The sequence below is a fragment of the Desulfovibrio sp. DV genome (assembly GCF_001936595.1).
GTDB lineage: Bacteria > Desulfobacterota > Desulfovibrionia > Desulfovibrionales > Desulfovibrionaceae > Solidesulfovibrio.
Map to the genome: position 1 here is coordinate 21,324 of NZ_MLBG01000023.1, position 24,891 is coordinate 46,214.

A 24,891-nucleotide genomic window follows, 5' to 3' on the forward strand; every position below is an offset into this window, starting at 1 on the left:
CATGCCCTATATTCCCCATACCCCGGATGAGATCCGGGAAATGCTCGACGTCGTCGGCCTGCCCGACATCGACGCCCTTTTTGCCGAAATTCCGGCCTCGCTGCGGCCCCAGAGCTTCGATCTGCCCAAAGGGGCCACGGAAATGGCCGTACGCACGGCCATGGAGCGGCTGGCGGCCAAAAACCGTATCGACATGGTCAGTTTTCTGGGCGGCGGCTACTACGACCATTATGTGCCGGCCGCCTCGGACATGCTGCTTTCACGCGGCGAGTTCTACACCGCCTACACGCCCTATCAGCCGGAAGCCTCCCAGGGCACGCTGCAGGCCATCTTCGAGTACCAGACGGCCGTCACCCGGCTGCTCGATATGGAATGCTCCAACGCCGGGGTCTACGACGGTGGCACGGCCCTGTACGAAGCCCTGATGATGGCCGTGCGCCACACCCGGCGCAAAAAAGCCGTGGTCAGCGAGACGGTCAGCCCCATCTACCGCATTGTCCTGGCCACCTACACCAAAAACCTCCATCTCGATCTGGTGGTCGTGCCGCATAAAAACGGCCTGGACGACTTCGAGGCCCTTGCGGCGGCCATTGATGGCGAGACCGCGGCCATTGTGGTGCAAAATCCCAATTTCTTCGGCAACGTCCAGGACTTCACCGAACTTTTCACCACGGCCCGGGACAAGGGCGCGGTGTCGATCCTGTCCTGCTATCCGGTGCTCCAGACCGTACTGAAAACCCCCGGGGCCATGGGGGCGGACATCGCCACGGCCGAGGGCCAGAGCCTTGGCCTGCCCCTGTCTTTTGGCGGCCCGTATCTTGGCATCATGACCTGCAAAAAGACCATGATCCGCCAGATGCCCGGCCGCATCGCCGGACGCACCAAAGACCAGCAGGGCCGCACCGGCTACGTGCTGACGCTGCAAGCCCGGGAGCAGCACATCCGCCGCCAGAAGGCCACCTCCAACATCTGCTCCAACCAGGCCTTGTGCGCGCTTCGCGCCCTCATCAACGTCTGCCTGACCGGCAACGAGGGTCTGGCCCGGCAAGCCGCCCGGTCGATTGAAAATGCCAACTACGCTGCCTGGAAACTGTGCTCCATTCCCGGCGTGTCGCTTCTAAACGAAGCGCCGTTTGGCAACGAGTTCGCGGCCGTCTTTCCGGTCAACGCCAAGCAGGTGGCCAGAACGCTCATGGACGGCGGCATCGTGCCGGGCTTTCCGCTGGGCCGCTACTTCCAGGGCCTGGAGAACGCGCTCCTTATCTGCTGCACCGAAAAGCACGACCGCGCCGACATCGACCGTCTGGCCCGGCGGCTGGAGAAAGCCTTATGAGCACTGATTTTTTCCGAAATCCGTGCCCGGCCGCGAAGGGGTGTGGCCCGACGCCCCCAAGACCGCGCCCATCGACTTTATTCCGCCCGGCCTGCTACGCCAGGGCGACCCCGGCCTGCCGTCACTGTCCGAGCTCGACGTTGTGCGCCATTTCACGGCCCTGTCGCGCAAAAACTACGGCATCGACTCCAACTTCTATCCGCTGGGGTCGTGCACCATGAAGTACAACCCCAAATTCACTGAGGAAGTGGCTGCCCTGGCCGGCTTCTCCAGGCTCCATCCGCTCACCCCGCAGCTGCCCGGCGGCGGCGACATGTCGGCCGGGTCCCTTGAAGTGATGTATGAGATGGAACGGTGCCTGAGCGAAATCACGGGCATGGCCGCCTTTACCCTGCACCCCATGGCCGGGGCCCACGGCGAACTGACCGGCGCGCTCATGATCGCCGCCTACCACGCCGACAAGGGCCATAAAAAGACCAAGATCATCTGCCCGGACTCGGCCCATGGCACCAACCCGGCCTCGGCCGCCATTGCCGGCTTCGAGGTGGTGACCATCGAGTCCAAGGACGGCATCATCGACCCCGCCGCCCTGGCCGCCGTCATCGACGACGAGACGGCCGGCGTCATGATGACCGTGCCCAACACGCTTGGCCTGTTTGAACGCAACCTGCCCGAGATCGTGGCCCTTTGCCGCAAATTCGATGCGCTGCTCTACTACGACGGGGCCAACCTCAACGCCATTTTGGGCAAACTGCGGGTGGGCGACGCCGGCTTTGACGTCGTGCACATCAATCTGCACAAGACCTTTGCCACGCCCCACGGCGGCGGCGGGCCGGGCGCCGGTCCGGTTGGCGTGTCCGAGCGGCTCATTCCCTATCTGCCCATCTCCCGGGTCGAGAAAGACGATGCCGGCCGGTTTTCCTTAAGCTACGACCATCCCAAATCCATCGGCTACGTGGCCCCGTTTTACGGCAACTTCGGGGTGGTGCTCAAAGCCTACGCCTACATCCTGCGCCTGGGGCGCGAGGGGCTGACGCGGGTGTCGGAATCGGCCGTGCTGTCGGCCAACTATCTGCGAAAGCGGCTGGCCGACGCCATCGAAGTGCCCTATGACCGGGTGTGCATGCACGAGTTCGTGGCTTCGGCCGCCAAACTCGCGGCCGAGAAAAACGTCCGGGCGCTGGACATCGCCAAGGCGCTCCTCGATCGCGGCTACCACGCCCCGACCATCTACTTCCCGCTGATCGTCAAGGAAGCGCTCATGTTCGAGCCGACCGAAACCGAAAGCAAGGACACCCTCGACGTTTTCGTGGCCGATCTGCTGGACATCCTGGCCCTGGCCGAGACCGATCCCGAGGCCATTCGCGCCTGCCCCACCACCCTGCCGGTCGGCCGGTTGGACGAAACCTACGCCGCCCGGGCCATGGAGATCACCGATGACCTCTAATCCGGCCAGACGGCTGGTGGTGGTCGGAGCCGGCCCCGGCGGCTACGAGGCCGCGCTGACCGGCGCGGCGGCGGGCTTGGCCGTCACCCTGGTCGAGCGCGGCAAACTGGGCGGCACCTGCCTCAATTGGGGCTGCATTCCAACCAAGCATCTGCTGGCCACCACCCTGGCCGTGGAAGCCCTGGCCGCCCAGGCCAAACAGAAGCTGGCCAGCGGCACGGTGACCCCGGATCTGGCCGCCATCCAGGCCAAAAAGAAAAAGCTCATCGCCGCCACCCACTCGGCCATGGCCGCCACGCTCAAAAAAGCCGGCATCCGGCTGGTCACGGCCAACCTGACCGGGGTCAAACCCGGACTGGCCCAGGTGGCCGGCGGCGGCGAAACCGAAGACCTGCCCTTTGACGCCCTGATCCTGGCCCTGGGCTCGCGGGCCGCCAGCTTCCCCGGGGTCAAACCCGACGGACAGGCCGTGCTCGGCGTTGCCCCGGTGCTCGATTTCACCGAAGCGCCCGAGAGCCTGGTCATTGTCGGGGCCGGGGCCATCGGCCTGGAGATTGCCGCCGTCTACCACCGCCTGGGGACCAAGGTGACCCTGGTCGACGCCGCCCCCCGCCTCGCCCCGGCCGAAGACCCGGATGTGGCCAAGGTCGTGGCCCAGGTCATGCGCCGCCAAGGCATCGACGCCCGCCCCGGAGTCAAGGTGGAAAGCCTTGTCACCGAGGACGGCCGGGCCAAACTCACCCTGGCCGGCGGCGAAACCATCCTCGCCGACAAGGCGCTCGTGGCCATCGGCCGCTTTGCCGCCACCGTCGTCCCCGGCCTTGCCGACTGCGGCGTGGCCTTTGCCGACCCCTCGCCCAACCGCTCCTGGATCAAGACCGGCGACACCCTGGAGGCCGCGCCCGGCATCTATGCCGTGGGCGACTGCAACGGCCGGGTGCTCCTGGCCCACGCCGCCGGAAGCCAGGGCGTCTATGCCGCCCGCCACGCCGCCGGCCTGGAATCCGGGCCGTACGCTCCGGGTCCCATTCCGGGCTGCTACTACGGCTCGCCGGAGATCATGCGCGTCGGGGCCATCGCCGCCCCGGGCGACACCATTTCCGAGGCCGCCTTCGTGGCCAACCCCATTGCCCAGGCCCATGCCGACACGGCCGGATTTGCCCGGGTGCTCTGGAAAGACGGCAAAGTGGCCGGCATCACTGCCGTCGGCCACGGCGCTTCGACCATGGGCACCCTGGCCACGGTCATCGTGTCCCAGGCCTGGACCCGCGAGCAGGCCGAACGCCTCATCTTCCCGCATCCCGGCCTGGATGAGACGCTTCGGGCCGCGCTTTTGGGTGAGAGAAAGGTGAAGGCGTAAGTCGAAGCGCAATCGGGGGAAGCGTCTTGGAAGAAGTTTCCCCCCGCGCCCCCCTTCAAGAACGTTTCCAGGGGTGGATGTCATGCCGGCCGCACTCGAAAAATCTTCGGCCACCGACCACTGCCAAACAGGAACCAGGACCATGCTGCACCATTCTATCGCTGCGGATGCTCGGGAAACGACCGGCGTCAGCCGCCGTTTCATCCTTCGGGCCGGCCTGACCGGGTTTTGCGCCTGCTTTATCCCCTGGTCGGCCGTTGCCGCGACCAAGGCCGGCGGCGCTGCGGCCCCGGCCCCGGCCGCGCCGGTCGGCTTTTATGCCGAGAACAAGGCCAAGTTCCTGGCCGATTTCAAAGGGGTGTGCGCCGGGGCCGAGAAATGGATGGCTGCGCGCGTGTCCGAACCCGTGGCCAAGGCCACGGCTGCCGACGCCCAGCGCCGCTTCGAAGCCCTGCTCCCGGGCCTGCCCGATCTCGGCGGCAGATCCAACCGCAACCAGCCCTTTATCACCATGGCCGGCTGGCTGACCGCCCTCACCCAGGCCATGCGGGAAAAAGGCATGACCGCCAAGGATGCCGGACGACTCCTCTACGACCTCTACGCCGCTGATTGGGCTGCCATACCCCCGCAAAAAGCCCAAGCCATGGGCGCTGCGCTGTTTAGCCCCGCCGCCCAGGGCGCGCTCAAGGAATGGGCCGAGGCCAGCCAGCAAAAGCTGCTCCCCGCCGATTGGGTCGGCAAATTCATCCCCGGCGACGGCAAGGCCTTTGATCTCGGCTACGACTATACCGAGTGCGGCGCAGTCAAATATTTCAAAGCCCAGGGCGTGGCCGAAGTGGCCCCGTATTATTGCCTCAACGACTTCCTGGCCTCGCGCGCCCAGGGCACGGGCCTGTCCCGCCAGCACACCATCGCCCAGGGCGATGCGCTGTGCGATTTCCGCTACAAGCAGGGCCGCGCCGTGACCCAGGACTGGAATACCGAGACCCCGCGCTTCGAAGGCAAAAAACCGGCGTAGGGTGCAGGGGTGACGGAGGGGGGAGGAGCGAGAAGAGTGCCTCCGGCGGCCGGGAGGGGGTAACCCCCTCCCGGACCCTCCCTAAAGGGGCTGAAGGGACCGGGTCAGCGTTTCTCCTGGCGACAAGCGCCTAACGCCCATCAAACCGGGCGTTTTTTCATTTCTGACGGTTGGCAGCGGGACGCCCGATTCCAGGCGGCCGGATGTTCCTTTTGTTTCCGGGCGCTCCTTGATTGTTCGTAAAAATATAAAAGTATTGCAGGATGCTATGACGGTTACGCACCAAAAAATTATTCTGGCCTCGGCCTCGCCGCGCCGCCGCGAACTGCTCGGGCTGGCCGGCATCGCCTTCGATATTGTGGTCAGCCCCATTGAGGAACCAGCGCCGGACACGGGCGAACACCCGGCCGCCTATGCCGCCCGCATGGCCAGGCTCAAAGCCGCAGCCGTGGCCGAGCAACACCCGGATGCCGTGGTGCTTGGCGCGGATTCGGTCGTGGCGGTCGGGGAAACGATTCTCGGCAAACCCAAAGACGCGGCCGACGCCCTGCGTATGCTGACGCTGTTGTCGGGCCGCACGCATCAGGTGGTGACCGGCTGCGCCCTCTTCGCCCCGGGGCGCGAGCCGGAGATATTCACCGTTTCGACGGACGTGACGATGCTCGATATTTCCGAAGCGCGGCTGGCTGCCTACATCGCCACCGGCGAACCCATGGACAAGGCCGGCGCCTACGCCATCCAGGGTGGCGCGGCAGCGTTCGTCACGACGATTTGCGGGTCCTATACCAATGTTGTGGGATTGCCGTTGGCGGAAGTTGTTGAGCACTTAAGACAAAAACGCTTGCCATAGCTACATATATTATTTTACTTGGAAAACATCACAAGCTGTTGCATATGCTCTATTTGTATTTTGCATATTCATAACGAACACTATCACATAAGCTATCACTTCAAGGCCTGCAAACCAAAAATACCAACCATCCCACGTTTCATTGCCTATTTTATAAACCATAAGCACAAACGTAATGAGCAGAGAAATCCCCATTACTGCAAACCCAAGAGTAAAAGGACTTGGATTCTTATTTATATGTTTTTCAACCATGACACTTTCCCAAATAATTATTCTTTCACCAAGTAATTCATTTATTTTCTTTTCTACTGCACGAATATACGAGTAATGAACATTTATCCACGATAATACAGAATTCACAACAAGACACAAAACATAGGAAAACTGGGATAGTGAAATTAGTATTTCATTTTTATGCATGGCTGTAATTGATTTTGGATCGCCATTATCAAGTAAAATCTTCATGAATGCAGCGACACCGAGAGAAAACAATGCTATCACTTGTATCTGTGTTCTTTCAAAACCAACCAATTCGCTGCGTAGATCCCGCTTTTCGGCTAACATCGCGTCAACCAACAATTTCTTGTTATCGAACAACAGTTTCTCATCGACGCTTGCAGCCATTTTTTCGGCGACCACGGCAGACTCCTAAGCTAGGAATTCATGAACACATAGACCTCCTTTTTATATGTACTTAAATATAAACATGTCAATTTAAATTACCGCTCAATTACCCACGAACTTCTGCCGCCTATCAGACTCCAAGAGCATTGTGGGCAGCGGCATGAAAGGCCAGCCTATTGATTCAGGGACAAAAGAGGCTGGCCTTCCATTCCATGCCATGACTGCACGCTTGTCCGCCGCAACTTCCCCAGCACCACGCTAGATCGTCTGTTTGAGCGACGTCACCGTGACTTCAAGAACCCGAGTCAGAAACGGAAATTTTTGTTTCATCATATCAAATCCCGGCCCCTGCTTGAAAAATCGAGCGGTGCCTTCAAGTAAAAACCCGGTGCCAGGGCCCATGCGTCCCTCGACTTCCTTGCTGCCGAGCGTCAACAGCACCTTGTTGTTTTGAAGCACCTTGCCCTCGGTCTTGCGCATTTTCCAGGCGGGGATGAGAAGCGTTTTCTCGTCCGGGGTCACCAGATAGGAATTCCAGGTATTGACCACATGGGCCTCACCATCGGCGCACGTCACGATGGACACCACCCCTTCTTTGCCGATCACTTCCTGAAACGTATCCGTAAACATGCCAAGACTCCTTGGGTTGACCGAATTAAAGACATAAACTATCCTGGATTCATCTAGTCCTCAATTCTGGACCCGTCAAGACAGGATCGCCCTTTTGCGGTAAGATAGTGGCATTGGATTGGGAGGTTCAGGGTGCAATTCAGTATCGGGGTCGAGTACGCGTTTCACTCGCTTTTCTATATGGTTGACATTCCTAATGGAAAAACAATCGGGATCAAGCGTATAGCGGAATTGCACGGCATCACCGAGACGTATCTCTCAAAAATCTTTGCCAAGCTTGGCCGGGCGCAAATCGTCAAATCCATCCCCGGCGTCAAAGGTGGCTATGCGTTGGCGAGAAACGCCGAGGACATCTCGTTTTGGGATATCATCGAAGCTGTCGAGGGGCCGGCCTATCTGTTTCAATGCGCCGAGATTCGCAAGAAAAACATCTTTGTGGATGATCCGTCAGTCTTTTCGGATAAATGCCCTTGTCTGATCAAGGTCGTCATCCAGGAAGCAGAAGACGCGTTTCGCAACAGCCTGCGGACCAAATCGCTGCGATGGTTGTTTGATCACGTTCGAGGCGGCTTTCCCGACGCCAAAAAGCAGGCGATGACGGACTGGATCGACAGCGTTTAGGCGCAATCGCCGCTGTCCCGCGTCACGCCCCCTCACCCTCCCCCCGCCCGGCCAGCCCGCGCAGCGTCACTGCGGCAACGACCACCAGTCCGCCGCAAACGGCCCAGGTGCCCGGCAGTTCGCCGTAACCAATGGCCACCAGCAGCGGGTTGCAGATCGGTTCGAGGGTCATGAGCAGCATGGCGGACAAGGCCGGCAGGCGCTTGATGCACCACACGTACAAGGCCAGCGACACTCCCTGCTGCACGATGCCGAGATAGCCAAGCCCGAGCAGGGCAAGGACGCTGTCCGGCAGCTCGCCGGGCAGAAACGGCAGCGCAGCCAGCACCGTCAGCAGATGCCCGGCAATGACCGACGAAACCGGCGAATCCTCGCGCCCGGCCCGCATGCACAGCGTAAAGGCCGCGTAGCAAAAGCCGCTGCCAACGGCCAGGATGTTGCCCCAAAACCCGCTGGCCGAGAGCTTGTCCACGAAAAAAAGCCCCATGCCGCCAAGGGTTGCGGCAATAAACAGCCAGTCTGCCCGGCGCGTCTTCTCGCCCAGAAAATACGGCGCAAGCAAGGCCACGTAGACCGGAGCGGTGTAGGCCAGCAAGATGGCGTTGGCGGCAGTGGTCAATTTGGTCGCGGCCACATTGGTGATCAAAAGGCCGGCATAGGCCGCAGCCGCGCCCAGACGGGCCGGGGTGGGACGGAAATCGAGGCTCCCCCGGAAAAGCACCAGCAGCGTGGCCGCCGACAAGAGGCTTCGCCAGCCGGCCACGGCAATGGGGGCGAGCGGCACCAGCTTGATCGCCAGTCCGCCGGTGCTCCACAGCAGGGCCGTTGCCGCCATGCCCCAGGCGGCCCGGACGTTCTCACGCATGTCGTGTCTCCGGGGGTCGTCTTGCCAGCGCCGCCAAACCGGCGTAACAGCCCGGCACCATGAACCAATCCACTGCGGGAGGCAATCCCGCCTCCGGGGCCGGCCATGTTTGAAGCCGAAATCAAGTATCTGGCCGAGCCCGATTTCATGCCCGCGGGCGAGCGTCTCCCGGACGCCGTCTACCACGATGTGTACTTCGACACCCCGGACGGAGCGCTTGCTGCCTCGGGCCGCGAACTGCGGCTGCGGCGGATGGGCGGGACAGCGCTTCTGACGGCCAAAGCCCCGCCCTTTGACGTGGCAACCGCGTCCAAAGAGGAATTCGAGACGGCGGTCGATGATCCCGAGGCGGCCGCCGCCCTGCTCGCCGCCCTGGGCTACGTCGTGCGCGTGGCCTATGCCAAACACTGCCGTCGGTTCCATGACACGGCAGGCGGCCTCACCCTGGCCATCACCGTGGCCGGCGTGGACTTCGACCGGCGCACCTTTGTGGAAATCGAACATCTGGCCGCCACAAAAGCCGCAGCCAGGGCCGCCCTGCCGGCCATACGCGCCTATGCGGCCGCACTGGGGCTTACCCGGGAATGCCGCGACGCCTATACCGATCTGGCCCTGGCCGCCCTGGCTGCGGCGGCTGCGGACAGGCCCTGAGCCATACGGCCACGCCTGTTTGCGACAATTTCGTCGCTCTTTTCCGCCACTTTTGCAGCATCGCCCCGCACGTTTCCAGCCCATGCCCCGGCCTCGCTGCCGGCCATGCGCAATTGTGCGAACAAAATCAGCGCCCTACTCTTTGTGTCACAAATTCTCCACATTGTTGGTGTACTTTGCACGAGTCTTGCTTATATTAGCAGCTAGCGTCCCCCGCCCCCTACCGGCGAGGGTAATCACATCGAGGAGGTCGCCATGGAATCGGCTCTGACGCTGCGTACAACTGTTCCGCCGGAACTCAGTGACGAAGGCCTCGTTCTCCACCATGTGTCTGTCTTCGAAGTGGAATTCGGCTCCGGGGCCATAGACACCATGCGAAGGGCCATGCGTGAAGTGGCCACCCAGACCGGCGTCAGTTACGACGACGTCATGCTCGGCCTGTCCGGGCATATGTACTGGGTGGAAGCCACGGGAAAGCTCGTGTGCGTAATTCCCCTGCCTGAAAACGACCTCTATCTGGAAGTCCCTGAGGATTTCTGGCGCATCCGCGAACGTTCGCGGGCCACACATTGATCCCCTGATCCAACTGCCGACTGGCGATCCGCTCCCCGTGGGGCGGACCGCCACCCCGGTCCCAAGCCTTGCCCCGCGTCCGCTTTTCCGGCATGGTCCGGCGAAATTTCCGGGATCATGCCATGTCGCCAAGCATTTCCGATTTCCCCAAAGCCCTGTTCGAGGTTCTTGAAACCGACAAGCTCCAGCGTCGTTTTCTGGAAGCCCTGGTCGAATTCCAGAACGTGGAACGCGGTTCGCTTTGGATCAAGCGCCCTGACGGCTACCAGTGCATCGAGGCCACCGGCGACGAGGCCGACCGGCTGGTGGGTTTTCTCGTGCCCAGGGGCAAGCCGAGCATCGTCGGCTGGGTCATCGAAAACGGCCAGATGACCATCGCCGAACCCGGCAAGGACAAGCGCCATTTCAAGGAGGCGGAATCGGGCATGGACGTCAAGTCCACGCTCATTTTGTGCTATCCGCTGGTGCTCAAGGACGGCGACGTCTACGGCGCGGTGGAAATCATCGACACTGCCCACGGCGGCAGCCGGCTGAATTTGTCCAAGGAATATCTGGAACTGCTCGAAGAATTCGTGGCCATCGGTTCCATTGCCCTGGGCAACGCCCTGGCCTTTGCCGACCAGAAAAAAGAAACCCAAAAGCTCAAGCGCATCATCGGCGAATTTCGCGGCGAGACGCCACTTGTCGGGAAAAGCCCGGCCTTCAAGACCGCTCTTGAGGCTGCGGCCAATTACGCCCGCACCGATTTCCCGGTGCTCATAACCGGCGAATCCGGCACTGGTAAAGAGCTTTTCGCCCGGGAAATCCACCGATTAAGCCCCAGAAAAGACAAGCCGTTCCTGGTGCAAAACGTCTCGGCCATACCGGACACGCTGCTGGAATCCGAGCTTTTCGGCTATAAGAAAGGGGCGTTTACCGGAGCCGACCGTGACAAGATCGGCCTGTTCGAGGCGGCCGACGGCGGCACGGTTTTTCTCGACGAAATCGGCGACATGCCCCTTAGCCTGCAGGCCCGCATCCTGCGCGTGCTCCAGGAAAACGAGATCAAGCCCCTGGGCGGCTCGGAAACCCGGCGGGTGGACGTGCGCGTCATCTCGGCCACCAACTGCGACCTGCCCCGGGCCATTACGGCCGGCACCTTTCGCGAGGATCTCTTCTACCGCCTAAACGTCCTGCCGCTTCGCCTGCCGGCGCTGCGCGAACGGGCCGAAGACATCCCGGAACTGCTCGACTATTTCCTGGCCCGCGACGCCGCCCGCCTGGGGCTGGCCCAGAAATCCTTTTCGCCCAAGGCCCGTCGCACCCTGTGCCAGCGGCCGCTGCCCGGCAATGTGCGCGAAATGGAAAATCTCGTGCGCTACCTGCTGGCCACCGTGTCCGGCCCGGTCATCGAGGACGACGACATCCCGCCGCCAAGCGCCCACGGCGATCCGCGCCCGACCAGCCCGGCAGCCTGTCCGGCCCCGGACCAGGACGCGGCCCAGGACGCGGCGCCCGCCGCAGGCCCGGACCTGACCGCCTACACCTGGGATGCGCTGGAACATGCCTACGCCCTGGCCCTGCTGGAGAAATTCAAATGGAACGTGACCAAGGCCGCCAAGGCCGCCGGGGTCAACCGTTCGACGTTTGACTCCCGGCTGCGAAAGCTCGGCATCAATAAGGAATAAGGCTCAGCCAGCCCCACCCAGCGTGAACCGCCAGGCGCAGGCGCAGTCTTCGCGCGTGGTCTCCGGCGGACAGCTCACGCAGGACACCCGGATCCCCGGATCGATGCCGGCGGCAAAGGCCGTATATTCCACGGTGCCGCCCGACACGCACGGATACGGCGGCAACCCCTGGCGGGCGCGGGAGGACTGCACCCGGCACTCCACCATGCGAAGGACGAGTGCGTCCGGCGATTCCTCGATAAAATCCAGCGTGTTGATATTGGCGACAAGCCGGGCCGACAAGGCCGCCCGCAAGGCAGCCAGACCGCCGCGCTCAGGCAGCCCAAGGAGCTCCCTGGCCCGCACCGCCTCGTAATAGCCAAGCCGCGACCAGCAACTGTCATTGACCCGCTTGGCGTCGTGCATCCCCCGCGCGTCCTCCACAGCCCGAAACCACACCCCGTCCGCCGCCAGCCAGGACACCGACAGGGCGGCAAGCAGCTTTTCCAGCCGCTGTGTCCCCAGCCCGGCCAGAAGCGTCGTCACGTCGCTAGGCAGGTCCAGCGCCCGTTCGATGCGCCGGGTAAGCAGCGGCACAAAGGCGTCGCCGGCCTTGGCCTCCAGGGCCACGGCCTCGGCCGTGCCGAACTGATGGGCCGCCTCGGCCAGCCACAAACCGTAATGCACCCCGATCTGCCGCCCGGCCTCGATGACCTTGCGGGCGAGAAGGTGGAGGGCCTCCGGCGTCCCGGAGAGGCTCTGCCTCTCCGGGACCTCTCCGCCGGGGGGGATCATCCCCCCGGACCCCCTGGAAGGGTGGAATTGTCGTGGGTCATGCTTTTTCCTTATTCGCTTGCAGCGGCACAGGACAAATCCATGGTGCAACCGCGCGGCCCTGGTCCCCAGCCGGCGGATTGTCGCCCAGCGCCAAGAACCCATTAAATACTTCTCCCTTTGCAGGGGTCCGGGGGGATCATCCCCCCGGTGGGGTCCGGGGCAAAGCCCCGGCCGCCGGAGGCACTCTTCCGGCCTTCCTCTTCTTCCGTTCCCCCGACTACCCGTCCAGGCTGCCGAGTTGGCGGATCAGTCCGGTCAGGGCTCCGGTCTGGTCCGAGAGGTTTTCGAAATGCCGCGAGGCTTCGGTGGCCCGGTCGGCGTTGTCCCGGGCAATGTCGCTGACCTGGTCCACGCTGTCCATGATGGACTGGGCCGAAACGGCCTGCTGGTCGGCGGCGGTGGCAATGGCCTGGACCTGGGCGGCGGCCTGTTCGGCCACGGTCAGAATCTGGCGCAGCTTGCCGCCGGAGGTTTCGGCCAGACTGGCCACATTGTCCACGGCCTCCAGGGTCTTGTCCACGCTGTCGAGGTTGTCCCGGGTCATGGCCTGGATGGCCTGGATGCTTTGGCCCACTTCGCCGGTTGCGGCCATGGTCTTTTCGGCCAGTTTTCGCACCTCGTCGGCCACCACGGCAAAGCCGCGTCCGGCCTCGCCGGCCCGGGCCGCCTCGATGGCGGCGTTTAAGGCCAGCAGGTTGGTCTGGTCGGCGATGTCGGAGATGACCTGGATGACCGCGCCGATGCCCTCGGACTGGGCACCCAGGCGTCCCATATTGGTCTTGAGATTGTCGGCCATGGTTTTGAGGCCGTCCGTGGCCGTAACCGTGCGCTTGACGATGGACTCGCCTTCGGTGGCGGTTTCCCGGGTGAGTCCGGTTGATTTCGAGGCTTCGGCGGCATTCTGGGCCACTTCGCCCACAGCGTCGCGCATCTGGGCCATGGCTTGCCCCGTGCTTTCCAGGCGCTCTTGCTGGCTGGCGGCCCCGTGGCGGATATCTTCGCCGATGGCGGTGAGGTCGCGGGTGGCGGTGCCGAGGTGCGAGACCACACCGGTCAGGCCCTGGACCGTGGCCAGCATGGCGGCATTGGCGGACTCGGCCTGAACCATGGCCTGCCGGGCCGCTTCGGCCGCCTCTTCGGAACGCCCGGCCTGGAGGATGGCTTCATTTTCCTTTTCGGTCAGGGCCGCGAGATTGGCCTTGAGGGCTACGGCCATGGCTTCCAGGGCCTGCTTGAGCTTGCTGGCCTCGTCGCGGCCGGTGGCGTCGAGATGGACGTCGAGGTCGCCGGCGGCGATGCGCCGGGCCGCTTCGGTCGTTTCGCGGATGGGGCGCACGATGCCGCGCGAGGTGACAAGGCTCATGGGCAAGAGGACCAGCAGGAACATGACGGCAAAGACCACGGAATCAATAAGCGTGGTGCGGTTGGCTATGGCGTGCATCTTCCCGGCTATACCGCCGGCGGCATCGTCCACATTGTCCACATAGACGCCGGTGCCGATCCAGTAGGGGGTGCCGGCGATGGCGGTGGCATAGCCGATTTTGGGCATGTCGCCCTTGCCGGGCTTGGCCCAGGTGAAATTGACGAACCCGCCGCCGGAAGCTGCGGCCCTGGCCAGTTCGCGCACCGAATGGACGCCGTCGGCTCCCTTGAGATCGCCGAGATCCTTGCCGTGCAGGGCCGGATTGACGGCGTGGGCCACGCTGGTGGTGCCGGAATAGACGAAGAAATAACCTGAGCGATCGGATTCGAAAATGGCGTCCTTGATGGCCTCGCGCAAGTAGGCCACCCGGGCCGGTTCATCGGCCAGACCGGCCATGCCCTTGGACAGGGCGCTGGCCATGACGTCGGTTGCCACCTTGATCTTGGCCCGCTCGCCGTCGAGCATGGCTTTTTGGGCTTCAGACGCCCCGGCATCGGCCAGGGTATGGGAAGAATACGTGCCGACGCCGAAAATGACGGCAGCGGCCAGGGCGGAAACGAAGAAAAGGATCAGAAGCCGTGTGGCGATAGGCAGGTTCTTCAAGACAGATACTCCTTGTCTTGGCGAGTGGGAAAGGGCCGGCCCTGGAAGCGGGCCGGCCGGGGCGACGGGATGCCGGGAAGGATTAAAGAGCGGCGCCGCCGACCAGGGCGACAAGATAGGCGATGGTGGCCAGGCCGACGAACTGGCGGGCGCGACGGATAAAGGCGCGGCGTTTGGCAAGCATGAACTCAATCATGCCCAGGCGCTCGTCAGGACGGTCACGAATATGCGGCAATCTGTCGATGTAGTGATCCATGTAGGCGTGTTCGGCAAGCAGGATCAGATAGATTCGGTGGCGGAAGTACAATTGGTAGAACAAGACGAAAACCAGAAAATAGACGACAAAGATCGCAATGGCATATGTCAGACTCAGCATCAATACCTTCCTTTGCGGGCCAGTGGTGCAGGCTGCCGCCATTTCCGTCTTCCCACACTTCGCCCCCGAGTTCAAGACGCTGCGACAACTCTTGCCCCGCTGACGGCCGCGTTGTAGCCTGCCGTCGATCCTACTTTTGCGGAGGCCTCATGTTTACAAACGACCGTTTCGCCCTCCTCGTCTCCGGCCTTGGCCCCATTGGCCGGATGCCCTACGCCCAGGGCACCTGGGGTTCGGCCGCCGCCGTGCTGCTTGCGCCGGTATGTTTCCTGCCACTGCCCATGTTCGCGCGCCTGCTCGTTTTGGCCCTGGTCTTTTATGTCGGGGCCAAGGCGGCCGACCGCACCGAAGCCATCCTTGGCCGCAAGGACCCGGGCCATGTGGTCATTGACGAGCTGGTCGGCCAGTGGCTGACCTTCCTGCCCCTGGCTGCGCCCACCACCTTTGACATGGTGGCCGGCTTTTTCCTGTTTCGGGCCTTTGACATTCTCAAACCGCCGCCGGTGCGGGCCTCGGAGAACTGGCTGCCCGGGGGCTATGGCGTCATGATCGACGACGTGCTGGCCGGGGTCTACGCCTGCATAAGCCTGCTCGTGCTCATCTGGCTGCGCGGGTAAAGAGCCTTGGCCGCGGCCGGTGCGGCCGACGAAGCGGCTTTGCGACCGCACGAGGGTGCAAAGCCGGACCCGCGCCTGGCAAAGGGATCTGCCCCGGGCCGACGGCGCGGCCGGGCTCTCCGGGTGCGGTCAGCTTTGTCACAAAGTGGACAGCTGGCCGCACCCCTCAATTGCACCGAGGCGGCGAATAAAAGTCGCAAGGACAGACCGTCCTGGCCGGGGATGACGATTTTTGCCCACTGCCGGGCGGGCATGGGAAAAAACCGTACTCGGCCAGGGCGAAACGTTTTGCAGGAATGCTGGTTGGTTGATCGCGGCACGGGGTGCGCCGGGGGAATCTTCGGAGCGTGCAGGCCTCGACAAAGCAGAAGCCGGCCAGGCGGCGTCGCGGCCGGGTGTAGCCTAATGAAACAACAGGCCCCGGTAGATGAAGCGTTCGTACACAGAGCAAAGCCGCCGGGCGTTTTTCCGGGCCAGCCCGAAATCCATGAGCCGACAGTACATGTGCACGGGATTGAGCCGATGTTGCAGGTAGTTACGGATGATGTTCATGGCGTTGCCTCGCTTGGGCACTGTTCCCAGTCCCCTTGAAGCGTAGCAAGAAACGTTCCTGCCACATCCTGTCCGAGAGACAGGAGGCTTCATACTGCTTATCGGCTGTTGCGGGCAAAGGCTTACGGAAGGCCGGCGTCGGCCATAAAAAAAGCCCCGCGCCGGCAAGCCGGCGCGGGGCGTCCCGCAAGGGGACAAGAGTCGTCAGGATTTGGTGATGGCTTCGGCCGGGCAGGCGTCGATGGCTTCATCCACGCAGTCGGCATCGACATCGGTGTCTTTCACGATGGCCTTGTCGCCGTCGCCGTTCATCTCGAACGCATCGGGGCAGGTCTCCACGCAAGCTTCGCAGCCCATGCAAGCATCGTCATCGATAACAATGGCCATGTCCGGTCCTCCTTGAGTTTTGTCAGCCGTCGCCCAACCCGGATTTCCCTGAGGAAACCCCCTGCGACAACGTCCGACTTCCGTTTACACGCTCTGTTGTCTCACTGGCACGTTAAACCTCAGCCGCTCCAGGGATGCCCACGCACCCCGGAAAATGCCCTCGCGATCCGCAGCGTGATGGCAGGCGCAACATCGTGCAAACGTACGATTTGCACCCAAATTCAACCCAGGACGGGTACCGTGCCCGGGAAGTTCGTCTATGACGGGGCGCAAACGAAAAGTCAAGAACGGGCGGCCCGGCCCAAGCCCGGGAAAGTGTTGACAACCCGGCGGCATTCTTGAAAACTTGTTAAGTCTCTTTCCCGCCCCTGGACCGGCTGCGGATTTGGCCTTTGACGCCACATTCCAAAACCCGTAGGGTTTTGGGAGCGGCTAAGGGAAGAGATGACGGCTTCGACGAATGGAAACGACGCTGAGGGCCATGTTACCAGATCTGCACGACCTGCTCGAATCCCTGCCCTCCCACGCCGCCGTTCTCGATATGGCCGGCCTGCTGGTTGCGTCCAACACCACCTGCCTCGAACTCCTGCGCGAAATTGATCCCGACATGGGCCTTGGCCGGCCCTTTGGCGATGCCTGCGCCAAAATGCTGACCCAGCCCGTGGGTTTTGCCGTCCAGGAAGGCATTGCCGCCGTCCTCGCCGGCAGTCTGCCGCGCTACGAGATGGACCTGCCCTGCGGTCAGGCTGGCAGCCAGACGTGGCGGGCGCTTTGCATCACGCCGCTGCACGGCCCCTTCCCGGGAGCCCTGGTCACCCTGGCCGACATCTCCCGGCAAAAGCAACTTGAAGAGCACATCCTCCACGACGCGTTCCACGACACCCTGACCGGACTTTTTAATCGGGCCCTTTTCATCAACCGGCTCGATCAGTCCATAAAACGCCTCAAGCGCAGTCCGAAGGCCCTCTACGCCGTCCTGTACCTGGACATGGACCGCTTCAAGCTGGTCAACAAGACCTTCGGCCACGTCACCGGCGACCGGCTGCTCATGGTCATTGCCAACCGGCTGCAGAAGCAGTTGCGCGAACTCGACACCCTGGCCCGGTTCGGCGGCGACGAGTTCGCCATCCTCCTCGAGGACATTGCCGGCCTGGAAGATGCCTGCTCCATGGCCGAGACGGTGCTGCGCCAGCTGGCCCAGTCGTTTCGGCTCAAAAAACAGGATATTTTCGTCACCTGCAGCATCGGCGTGGTCCTGGGCTCGGCTGCCTACGAACACCCCGACCAGGTGCTGCGCGACGCCGACAACGCCATGTACAGCTCCAAGGAGCACGGCGGCGACCACTACACCGTCTTTGACGCCGGCATGCGCGTGCTCACCCAACGGCGCATGGAAATGGAACTGGCCCTGCGCCACGCCATGGAAGCCGGCGAGATCACGGTCCACTACCAGCCCATCGTGTCGCTGACCTCAGGCGACGTCACAGGCTTTGAGGCCCTGGCCCGCTGGCAGCATCCGCGCCAGGGGCTGATCGCCCCCTCGGAATTCATTCCCATCGCCGAGGAGACCGGCCTCATCAATGAACTGGGGGCGCTCATTCTGCGCCAGTCCTGCCGCCGTCTGGTGGAGCTGCTCCGGGCCAATCCGGATTTTACCGACCTGACCCTGTCCGTCAACATTTCCGGACGCCAGTTCAAACGACCGGATTTTGTGGACGAAGTCTCGACGATCCTGGCCGAAACCGGCATCAATGCCCAGCTTCTCAAACTCGAACTGACCGAATCCGTGCTCATGGACGACGCCGACGAGGCCGTGCGCACCATCAAGCGCTTAAAGGCCCTGGGGGTCAAGGTGGTCATCGACGACTTCGGCACCGGCTATTCGTCCCTGTCCTACATCCAGCGCTTTCCCTTCGACAGCCTCAAGGTGGACCGGTCGTTTGTGGGCAACATGAACGAGGCGGAACAGAACATGGAGATTGTGCGGGCCATTATTGCCATGGCCCACAAGCTCGGCCTGGAGGTGGTGGCCGAGGGGGTGGAGCTGGCCGAGCATCGCACGGCCCTGTCAGAATTGCGCTGTGAAAGCGCCCAGGGGTTCTTTTTTTCCAAGCCGGTTCCGGGCGAGGAACTCGACCTGCTCATGCGCAAGCACTGGAAAAACGAAGCGCAACCGCTTCTGTAAGACCCAAAAAAAGAGATTCGCCGTTGGCGCGGGAGCTGCTTATACAGCCGGTTCCGAAGCTTTGCTTCGGGAACTCTTACTCATACGCCTAGCGAATCTCTGCCAGTGACGCCTCAATGCGTCGGGTATGGATGCATCTTTTTATTTTGCCCACCCCTCCGTCTCTGTTGCTGGCATATTGTCTGGGGATGAACTCCCCTTGCAAGAGAGAAATAACCACCCCGGATGCATTGTAAAGACCCGGTCACGCCTTAATTGCGGCGGTGGGCATGGCAGGAGACCAGAAAAAGTGCGGCCCGCAGTTTGAGCACCTCGCGCGGGGCGCGCTCCATCACCCCATGGGCCGGCATCGGCTCCATGGTGGCCAGGGCTGTTTTTTCCCGCAGGCCGCTGTCGGCGTAGCCCATGGAGACAAGTTCTTCCAGGGCGGCCAGGACGTTTTGCCGCTCCTGGGAAAAGGCCTCGCCCAGTCTGGCGGCATGTTCGGGGTGGTGGACGTCGAGAACCGGCGTGGCTGCGTGGGGCATGGCGGGATGGGACGATTTCATGGCAGACTCCTTGCTGTCTTGTCGGCCGAATCGGACCCACCGTTAGGGGCCGGACAAAATTTCCTGGCACGATTGCTGCTTTCCCTGGGGAAACGCAGGGAAGCGATATCCGTGAAACAGACACCACTCCATTTTCGACCCATCCGACGCCGGACCGCCTGGCTGCTGCTTGCCGCCGCAGTCCTGTGTCTGGCCGTCGCCATGCCCCGGCACGGTCAGGCCGCCGATCCGGCCCTGGCCGCCGTGCGCCAGCCCGACGAAGCCGTCAAAACACCGCCCAAGCCGGCCCCGGTCCAGGATGGCCGGGAGCTTCGGGTGGTGCTCAAAAAAAGCGCCCCGTCCGAAGGCACCCCGCGCGTCGGCGGGGCGGCCTCCTTTGAAGCCCGGATCTTTCGCGGCGAGACAGACGTGACCGGGTCCGACTACGAGTGCCGTTGGCAGGCTGACGCCGGCGCCAAATTTTTGGAGGCGGCCGGCCCCTGCACCAACACCGCCGTCTTCATGCGGCCGGGCCGCCAGCGGGTCTGGGTGGAAGTGGTGCCGAAATCCGGCCCCTCGGCAGGCCTTGCCGCCGTGTCCGACCCGGTGGTGCTGGAAATTTCCCAGCCAAGCTTTGGTCTGGCCGCCTCCCCGGCCGCACCACTGGTTGGCGAAGAGACAACCGTGGTGATCCGGGATTTCCCGGTCCACGACGGGGTGGAATTTCGCTGGGATCCGCTGCCGGCCCATGCCAAGCTCGTGCGGGTGGGCGAACGCAGCCTGACGTATTACCCGACCGAGGCCAAGACGGTTGCGGTCAAGGTGGCGGCCGTGGCCGCCAACACCGGCAAATCCGGCGGGGCGCTCGGATCGGCCAAGGCCGACATCCCGTCGCGCCACTATGCCATTACCGTGGACAACCGGGGACTGGCCGAAGCGCCGGCCACAGTCTGGCGCGACGGAGAAGGGCCGGTGGCGGCCGAGGGCGTGGCCGTGGGCCAGCGCGTGGGCCTTCGGGCCGCTGTGGCCCCGACACCCCCGGACCAGCCCCTGGCCTATGCCTGGGGCCTTTGCCCCGGAGCCCGGGCCGCCGGCGGAGGCGACACCCGGGAGATTGCCGCCTCCCGCCGGGAAACCGGCCCCTGCCCGGTCTCGGTCGAGGTGCGCGATAACCGGGGCCTGCTCCTTGGCCGGGGCCAGGGCGAATTCACCGTGGCCGTCTCCCAGGCCGATCTCGACGCCGCAGCCGAGCGGGCCAGGGAAGTGGACCGGCTCGTGCGCGAATCGGCCACGGCCTGGGCCGAGGGCGACCCGGTCCGGGCGGCAGCCGCAGCCGGGCAGGCCGTGCGCCTGAGTCCCAAAGATCCCGCCACCGTCGCCGCCCTGGACCGGGTCGTTCGCGACAAGGGCCGCCTGGACGACCATCTGGCCCGGGCCGGCGCGGCCCTGGCGGCCGATGATTTCGACGAAACCACGGCCATGCTCGACGCCGCCGCCAAGATCAATCCCAAGGCATTGGCCATTGCAACAGCCCGTCAGGCCATGGAAGCCCGCAAGGACGTTCTCGGCCGCATCGGCAGATTGCTGGCCCAGGCCCGGGACAAATGGAACGCCGGCGAAGTGGAAGGGGCGCTTGGGCTGGCCGGCAAGGCCCTGGAACTCGATCCGGCCCATGCCGCGGCCAAATCCGAACGCGAGCGGCTGGTCGCCGCCCGGGACCGGCTTATTGCCGCGCTCAAGGAGTCTGCCGGCTATCTGACCGCCAAGCGTTTCGACAGCGCGGCCAAGGCCCTGGACGAAGCCCGGGCCATCAGCCCCCGGTTCGGAGCCGTGGCCGAGTTGGAAGCAGCCATCGCCGCCCGAAAAAAGCGGGCCTGGAGCCTGGATGAACGGCTGGCCCGGGCCAGGGACCAGTGGAACGCCGGCGATGCCGACGCGGCCCTGGCCACGGTCAGCGAGGCCGCAGCCCTTGATCCCGAACACCAGGGAGCAGCCCAGGCGCGCAAAAATCTGGCCCTGGCCCGCGACAAGCTGGCCCGGGCCGAGGAACGGGCCGAGGCCGCCCTGGCCGAAGGCAAACTCGACGAGGCCCGCGCCGCCCTGGCCGAGGCCGCCAAAGTCAATCCCCGCCACGGGCGCATCGCCGAATTGCAGGACGCCGCCACCCACCGGGCCGGCCGCGACCAGCGTCTGGCCGCCCTGGCTGCCGAAGCGGCCAGACGAAACGCGGCCGGCGATCTTGACGGCGCGCTCTTGGCCATAAACGACATGCTGGCCCTGGTTCCCAATGATCCGGCCATCATGGCCCACCGGGCCAAGCTGGCCCGGGCCCGGGACGCCGTGGCCGACGCCCTGGCCCGCACCCGCGATTTCCTGGCCGGGCGGCGCTTCGATCTGGCCCTGGCCGCCCTGGCCGAGGCCGAAAAAATCAATGCCAAACTGCCGGTGGTGGCCGAGTGGCGGCAAAAAGTGCAGGCGGAAAAATCCCGCAGCGAAACCGACCTGACCGCCACCCTGGCCCAGGCCGGCAGCTTGGCCGACACCAGGGAGTTCGACGCGGCCAGGCGGCTTCTCGATGCCGCCCGGGAGACCGGCCCCCTGCCTCCGGCCCTGGCAGCCAAGGCCAAGGAACTGGAGCGGCGCATCGATGCCGGCCGGGCCCGCCACGAAGATGCCAAACGCGAACAGACCAACCGGGGCAAATCCGCCGCCCCGGCCGACGCCGACCGGGCCGGACGCTGCGAGGCCCTGGGCCGGCAGGCCGGCAGCAAGCGCGACGCCGGCGACCATGCCGGGGCCATCCGCGACTACCAAACCTTGCTGACCCAGTGCCCGGACACCTGCCAGGCCTACAACAATGTCGGCACCTCGCTCTTTTCCCTGGGCTACGCCGCCGAATCCCTGCCGTGGTTTGACGAGGCAGTCAAATGCGACCCTGCCCAGGCGCTTTTTCGCGACAACGCGGCCCTGACCCGCAAACGGCTGGCCGCCGCCCAACCCCCGGCTTCCGATGCCCAGGCCCTTTGCAGCGCAGCCTTTGAAAAAGCCGAAAACCGCCGCAGCGGCGGCGATCTGGCCGGGGCAGTCGAGGGCTACAAGGCCGTGGTCAACCGCTGTCCGGACTTCTGCGCCGCCTACAACAACCTGGGCCTGACTCTGCACAAGCAGGGCAACACCCCGCAGTCCCTGCCTTTTTTTGAACAGGCCCTGCGCTGCAATCCCCGGGACAACTTGTTTAAGGAAAACTACGAACTGACGGTCAAGCGCCTGCGCACGGCGGAAAAGCGGCCCTGACGCCCCAGCCCGGGCCGCCCGGAAAACGCGCTCCCCGACAGCCGCGCCCGCCGCTCGTCCGGGCCACCCCGGCCGGGACGCCCATTTTCTGGCTGCCCTCCGGGAGAGTGCCCTCCCCCCGTCCGCCGCTCCTGCCGTCCAGCCACAGGCGGCTCCGGCCGGCGCAAAACCGTCATCGCGCAAGCAGGGGCGTCGCACCTCCTTTTTTCCCACTCTGCCGGACGCGCGGTTCCGCCCCACGGCGGTTCACGGCGCAGCGTGCAGCCAGCGGCGCTGATCAAGCAGCGCTACGCGCCCCCCTGGCCGTCCGGCCACCAGTTCCCCCTGCCGGGCGCACCATAAAAAAGCGGCCACCGGGATAACCCGGCGGCCGCCTTGCACTCACAATGTGAGAAAAGACTAGTAGGTGGCGCGGAATTCGTCGCGGCGGTTCTTGGCGTAGGCGGCTTCGCCGGTGCCCGGATCCAGGGGACGTTCCTTGCCGTAGCTGACGGTGGACAGACGATCGGAGCCGATGCCGAGGTTGGACAGGTACTGGGCTGCAGCCTGGGCGCGACGCTCGCCAAGGGCCAGGTTGTATTCAGCCGTGCCGCGCTGGTCGCAGTTGCCTTCGACAATCAGCTTGATCTGGGGGTACTGGCGCATGATCTCGGCCTTGCGGGTCAGGATCTGCCGGGACTCGGCGCTCAGGTTGGAGCTGTCCAGGGCGAAGTGGACCATCTGGGCCAGTTCGGTGGAAGCAGCGCCAAGCTTCTCGCGAAGGGCGCGTTCCTGTTCCAGACGAGCCCGCTCCTGCTCTTCCCAGCTGGTGCCGGAACCGTCACCGGGGCCGCCGGCCTTTTTGGCGCAACCAAAACCGGCCAGGGAAAGCATCAGGACCAACATAGCCATAATCAACATCTTCGAACGCATCATGTTTTCTTCCTCCTCACATTGCCCGCCTGGGCATTAAAATACCGCAGGGCTTTGCCCCGGGCATCGTCCCGGGTGCTGGCGAAGCACCACTGGAACCGGCCCCCAATTACGCCTCCTGCAATAAATTGCAACAGGGAATTGGCGGGGGTTCCGGGGAGTTGCGCAATCTTGCCCAACCCGTTGACACCATTGTCCAGGTCCGAAGCAGCTCCGGCCCTGACCGACCCTCCCGCGCCAGGGGGGGCGAAGTTATTGGGCCAGCGGCCCCCAACTCGGCATATAGGCAGCCCCGTCGCCGGTGGGAACCATCACCGGGGTCGCGCCATGCCGGGTGGTCACGAAGATCTTCTTCGACCCGCTTCTGGTGGACGAAAAGGCGATGAAGTAGCCGTCCGGGGAAAAGGAGGGGTTCTCGTCAGAACCGCCGCCGGAAGTCACCTGGGTTTCCTGGCCCGTGCCCAGGTCCAGGACGAAGACCTTCTGCGCTCCACCCATCTGCTTGGTGAAGGCAATGAGCTTGCCGTCAGGGCTCATGCTCGGGTTGGTGTTGTAGCCTGAGGAGGTGACCCGCCGGCCCGCGCCGCTGCCGGCCACATCCTTGACATAGATATTGGGGCTGCCGGTCTCGTCGGAGACATAGGCCATGGAGCGTCCCGAGGCGTCGAAGGTCGGCGACACTTCGATGCCGCTGCCGGACACAAGGGGCCGGCCGGGCTGGTAGCCGGCGCCGAGCAGATAGATGTCGGCCTTGCCGTGGATGGTCAGGCTCACGGCCACCTGCCCGTCGGGCAGGAAATGCGGGCTGACCACGTTGGTGGAGGGCAGGGTATAGACCTGCGGCTTGCCGCCGCCGGACCAGAGGCCGAGATAGTGGCCGCGCGAACCGATCAGGGTAAAGACGATGCGGCGTCCGTCAAAGGACCAGGCCGGGCTGACGGCCATGCCAAGCTCGTTGTAGCTGGTCACCCGGGTCAGTCCCCGGCCGGTGGGACGCACGGTCCAGATGTCGGTGCCCTTGCCAGAGCTGGGTTTGACGAAGGCGATCTGGGAATTGAAAAAGCCGCCCTGGCCGGTGAGCGCCTGCATGAGTTCCATGCAGAAGCGGTCGGCGATGTCGGGCAGCTGGGCGTCGGTGACCGAATCGTAGCCTTTGCCGACGAGCACCTTCTGGGAATAGACCTCAAAGGCCCGCAGTTCGACGTTGCCGAGGTTGCCGCCGGGGGTCCAGTTGGCGGTGACCAGGACATCGACCTTGGCCAGGCTAAACGGCTTGAAGTCGATCTGGTCGGCGGTTGCGCCGTTTACCTGCCCCGGCACGTTGGACGGGGGGACGATCTGCAGGAAGGGCAAAAACTGCAGGTCCTTGTTGATGAGGTCCTGGAGCTTGTCGGCCGGGGTGAGCTGGCCGCCGCCGGCAAAGGGCCGGGCCATGACCAGATTCATCTTGGCCTGCCCGGGTCCCTGGATATCGACGGCAAGGGAGGTTTGGGCCTCGGCCCGAAGGGCCGCAAGGCACACAAGGACGGCCAGGGCCGCACTCCACAATCCGGTCAAAAA

The 24,891-nt window shown here is 63.9% G+C and carries 23 protein-coding genes; 12 read left to right on the plus strand and 11 right to left on the minus strand.

Going from position 1 to position 24,891, the window contains the following annotated elements; all coding sequences use genetic code 11:
- Position 1 precedes the first annotated feature (1 nt).
- The 5 genes from gcvPA (at position 2) to DVDV_RS07805 (ending at position 6,008) form a co-directional block, all read left to right on the plus strand.
- Positions 2–1,333, plus strand: a complete 1,332-nt coding sequence (gcvPA, locus tag DVDV_RS07785) for an aminomethyl-transferring glycine dehydrogenase subunit GcvPA (RefSeq protein ID WP_075354114.1) — start codon at positions 2–4, stop codon at positions 1,331–1,333.
- A gap of 22 nt (positions 1,334–1,355) precedes the next feature.
- A complete protein-coding gene (gene gcvPB / locus DVDV_RS07790; RefSeq protein WP_075354115.1) occupies positions 1,356–2,780 on the plus strand; it encodes an aminomethyl-transferring glycine dehydrogenase subunit GcvPB in 1,425 nt (474 codons plus the stop codon).
- On the plus strand, positions 2,770–4,140 hold the full coding sequence (locus tag DVDV_RS07795) for an NAD(P)/FAD-dependent oxidoreductase (protein ID WP_075354116.1): 1,371 nt from the start codon (positions 2,770–2,772) through the stop codon (positions 4,138–4,140). The genes gcvPB and DVDV_RS07795 overlap by 11 nt, the downstream gene beginning before the upstream one ends.
- Before the next feature lie 142 nt (positions 4,141–4,282).
- Positions 4,283–5,158 (plus strand): L-2-amino-thiazoline-4-carboxylic acid hydrolase, encoded by an 876-nt coding sequence (locus DVDV_RS07800; protein ID WP_075354117.1) that lies wholly within the window; start codon positions 4,283–4,285, stop codon positions 5,156–5,158.
- 268 nt (positions 5,159–5,426) lie between these two features.
- A complete protein-coding gene (locus tag DVDV_RS07805; RefSeq protein WP_075354118.1) occupies positions 5,427–6,008 on the plus strand; it encodes a nucleoside triphosphate pyrophosphatase in 582 nt (193 codons plus the stop codon).
- A 9-nt stretch (positions 6,009–6,017) separates the two neighbouring features.
- Here the strand turns inward: DVDV_RS07805 and DVDV_RS22175 are convergent, their stop codons facing one another.
- Together DVDV_RS22175 and DVDV_RS07810 are read right to left on the minus strand one after the other, a co-directional pair.
- Positions 6,018–6,647: a hypothetical protein gene (locus DVDV_RS22175; RefSeq protein WP_139311555.1), complete on the minus strand. Its 630-nt coding sequence runs from the start codon at positions 6,645–6,647 to the stop codon at positions 6,018–6,020.
- Positions 6,648–6,890: 243 nt separating this feature from the next.
- A complete protein-coding gene (locus DVDV_RS07810; protein WP_075354119.1) occupies positions 6,891–7,262 on the minus strand; it encodes a pyridoxamine 5'-phosphate oxidase family protein in 372 nt (123 codons plus the stop codon).
- 132 nt (positions 7,263–7,394) lie between these two features.
- Between DVDV_RS07810 and DVDV_RS07815 the strand changes: the two genes are divergently transcribed.
- Positions 7,395–7,883: an Rrf2 family transcriptional regulator gene (locus tag DVDV_RS07815; RefSeq protein ID WP_075354120.1), complete on the plus strand. Its 489-nt coding sequence runs from the start codon at positions 7,395–7,397 to the stop codon at positions 7,881–7,883.
- Between the two features lie 22 nt (positions 7,884–7,905).
- Here the strand turns inward: DVDV_RS07815 and DVDV_RS07820 are convergent, their stop codons facing one another.
- Positions 7,906–8,748, minus strand: coding sequence for a DMT family transporter (locus DVDV_RS07820; protein ID WP_075354121.1), 843 nt, complete (start codon positions 8,746–8,748; stop codon positions 7,906–7,908).
- Positions 8,749–8,853: 105 nt separating this feature from the next.
- On the opposite strand from DVDV_RS07820, the gene DVDV_RS07825 reads away from it, so the two are divergent.
- The 3 genes from DVDV_RS07825 (at position 8,854) to DVDV_RS07835 (ending at position 11,639) form a co-directional block, all read left to right on the plus strand.
- Positions 8,854–9,399, plus strand: a complete 546-nt coding sequence (locus tag DVDV_RS07825) for a CYTH domain-containing protein (RefSeq protein WP_075354122.1) — start codon at positions 8,854–8,856, stop codon at positions 9,397–9,399.
- A 255-nt stretch (positions 9,400–9,654) separates the two neighbouring features.
- A complete protein-coding gene (locus DVDV_RS07830) occupies positions 9,655–9,972 on the plus strand; it encodes a hypothetical protein (RefSeq protein WP_075354123.1) in 318 nt (105 codons plus the stop codon).
- Between the two features lie 122 nt (positions 9,973–10,094).
- Positions 10,095–11,639 carry a sigma-54-dependent Fis family transcriptional regulator gene (locus DVDV_RS07835; RefSeq protein ID WP_075354124.1) on the plus strand — a complete coding sequence of 515 codons (1,545 nt, stop codon included), beginning with the start codon at positions 10,095–10,097 and terminating at the stop codon, positions 11,637–11,639.
- A gap of 3 nt (positions 11,640–11,642) precedes the next feature.
- Here the strand turns inward: DVDV_RS07835 and DVDV_RS07840 are convergent, their stop codons facing one another.
- The 3 genes from DVDV_RS07840 to DVDV_RS07850 all read right to left on the minus strand — a co-directional run bounded on the left by DVDV_RS07840 (position 11,643) and on the right by DVDV_RS07850 (position 14,857).
- Positions 11,643–12,413: a DUF6125 family protein gene (locus DVDV_RS07840; protein ID WP_083634704.1), complete on the minus strand. Its 771-nt coding sequence runs from the start codon at positions 12,411–12,413 to the stop codon at positions 11,643–11,645.
- 259 nt (positions 12,414–12,672) lie between these two features.
- Positions 12,673–14,481: a methyl-accepting chemotaxis protein gene (locus tag DVDV_RS07845; protein WP_075354125.1), complete on the minus strand. Its 1,809-nt coding sequence runs from the start codon at positions 14,479–14,481 to the stop codon at positions 12,673–12,675.
- Between the two features lie 82 nt (positions 14,482–14,563).
- Positions 14,564–14,857, minus strand: coding sequence for a hypothetical protein (locus DVDV_RS07850; RefSeq protein WP_075354126.1), 294 nt, complete (start codon positions 14,855–14,857; stop codon positions 14,564–14,566).
- Positions 14,858–15,006: 149 nt separating this feature from the next.
- Between DVDV_RS07850 and DVDV_RS07855 the strand changes: the two genes are divergently transcribed.
- The gene (locus tag DVDV_RS07855) at positions 15,007–15,474 is read left to right on the plus strand and encodes a phosphatidylglycerophosphatase A (protein ID WP_075354127.1); all 468 of its coding nucleotides are present in this window, start codon (positions 15,007–15,009) and stop codon (positions 15,472–15,474) included.
- A 402-nt stretch (positions 15,475–15,876) separates the two neighbouring features.
- On the opposite strand, the gene DVDV_RS22710 is transcribed toward DVDV_RS07855, so the two are convergent.
- Both DVDV_RS22710 and DVDV_RS07860 read right to left on the minus strand, forming a co-directional pair.
- Complete coding sequence (locus DVDV_RS22710; RefSeq protein ID WP_175577079.1) at positions 15,877–16,026, minus strand: hypothetical protein; 150 nt, start codon at positions 16,024–16,026, stop codon at positions 15,877–15,879.
- Positions 16,027–16,230: 204 nt separating this feature from the next.
- Positions 16,231–16,413, minus strand: coding sequence for a ferredoxin (locus tag DVDV_RS07860; RefSeq protein ID WP_075354128.1), 183 nt, complete (start codon positions 16,411–16,413; stop codon positions 16,231–16,233).
- 481 nt (positions 16,414–16,894) lie between these two features.
- On the opposite strand from DVDV_RS07860, the gene DVDV_RS07865 reads away from it, so the two are divergent.
- Entirely contained in the window at positions 16,895–18,598 is a 1,704-nt protein-coding gene (locus DVDV_RS07865) for a bifunctional diguanylate cyclase/phosphodiesterase (RefSeq protein WP_075354136.1), read from the plus strand.
- A gap of 251 nt (positions 18,599–18,849) precedes the next feature.
- Here DVDV_RS07865 and DVDV_RS07870 read toward each other — a convergent pair whose 3' ends face one another.
- Positions 18,850–19,146 carry a hypothetical protein gene (locus DVDV_RS07870; protein ID WP_075354129.1) on the minus strand — a complete coding sequence of 99 codons (297 nt, stop codon included), beginning with the start codon at positions 19,144–19,146 and terminating at the stop codon, positions 18,850–18,852.
- Between the two features lie 111 nt (positions 19,147–19,257).
- Between DVDV_RS07870 and DVDV_RS07875 the strand changes: the two genes are divergently transcribed.
- Positions 19,258–22,419, plus strand: coding sequence for a tetratricopeptide repeat protein (locus tag DVDV_RS07875; protein ID WP_254845304.1), 3,162 nt, complete (start codon positions 19,258–19,260; stop codon positions 22,417–22,419).
- Positions 22,420–22,818: 399 nt separating this feature from the next.
- On the opposite strand, the gene pal is transcribed toward DVDV_RS07875, so the two are convergent.
- Both pal and DVDV_RS07885 read right to left on the minus strand, forming a co-directional pair.
- On the minus strand, positions 22,819–23,334 hold the full coding sequence (gene pal / locus DVDV_RS07880) for a peptidoglycan-associated lipoprotein Pal (protein ID WP_075354130.1): 516 nt from the start codon (positions 23,332–23,334) through the stop codon (positions 22,819–22,821).
- A 249-nt stretch (positions 23,335–23,583) separates the two neighbouring features.
- Positions 23,584–24,888 carry a PD40 domain-containing protein gene (locus DVDV_RS07885; RefSeq protein WP_075354138.1) on the minus strand — a complete coding sequence of 435 codons (1,305 nt, stop codon included), beginning with the start codon at positions 24,886–24,888 and terminating at the stop codon, positions 23,584–23,586.
- Positions 24,889–24,891: the final 3 nt, after the last annotated feature.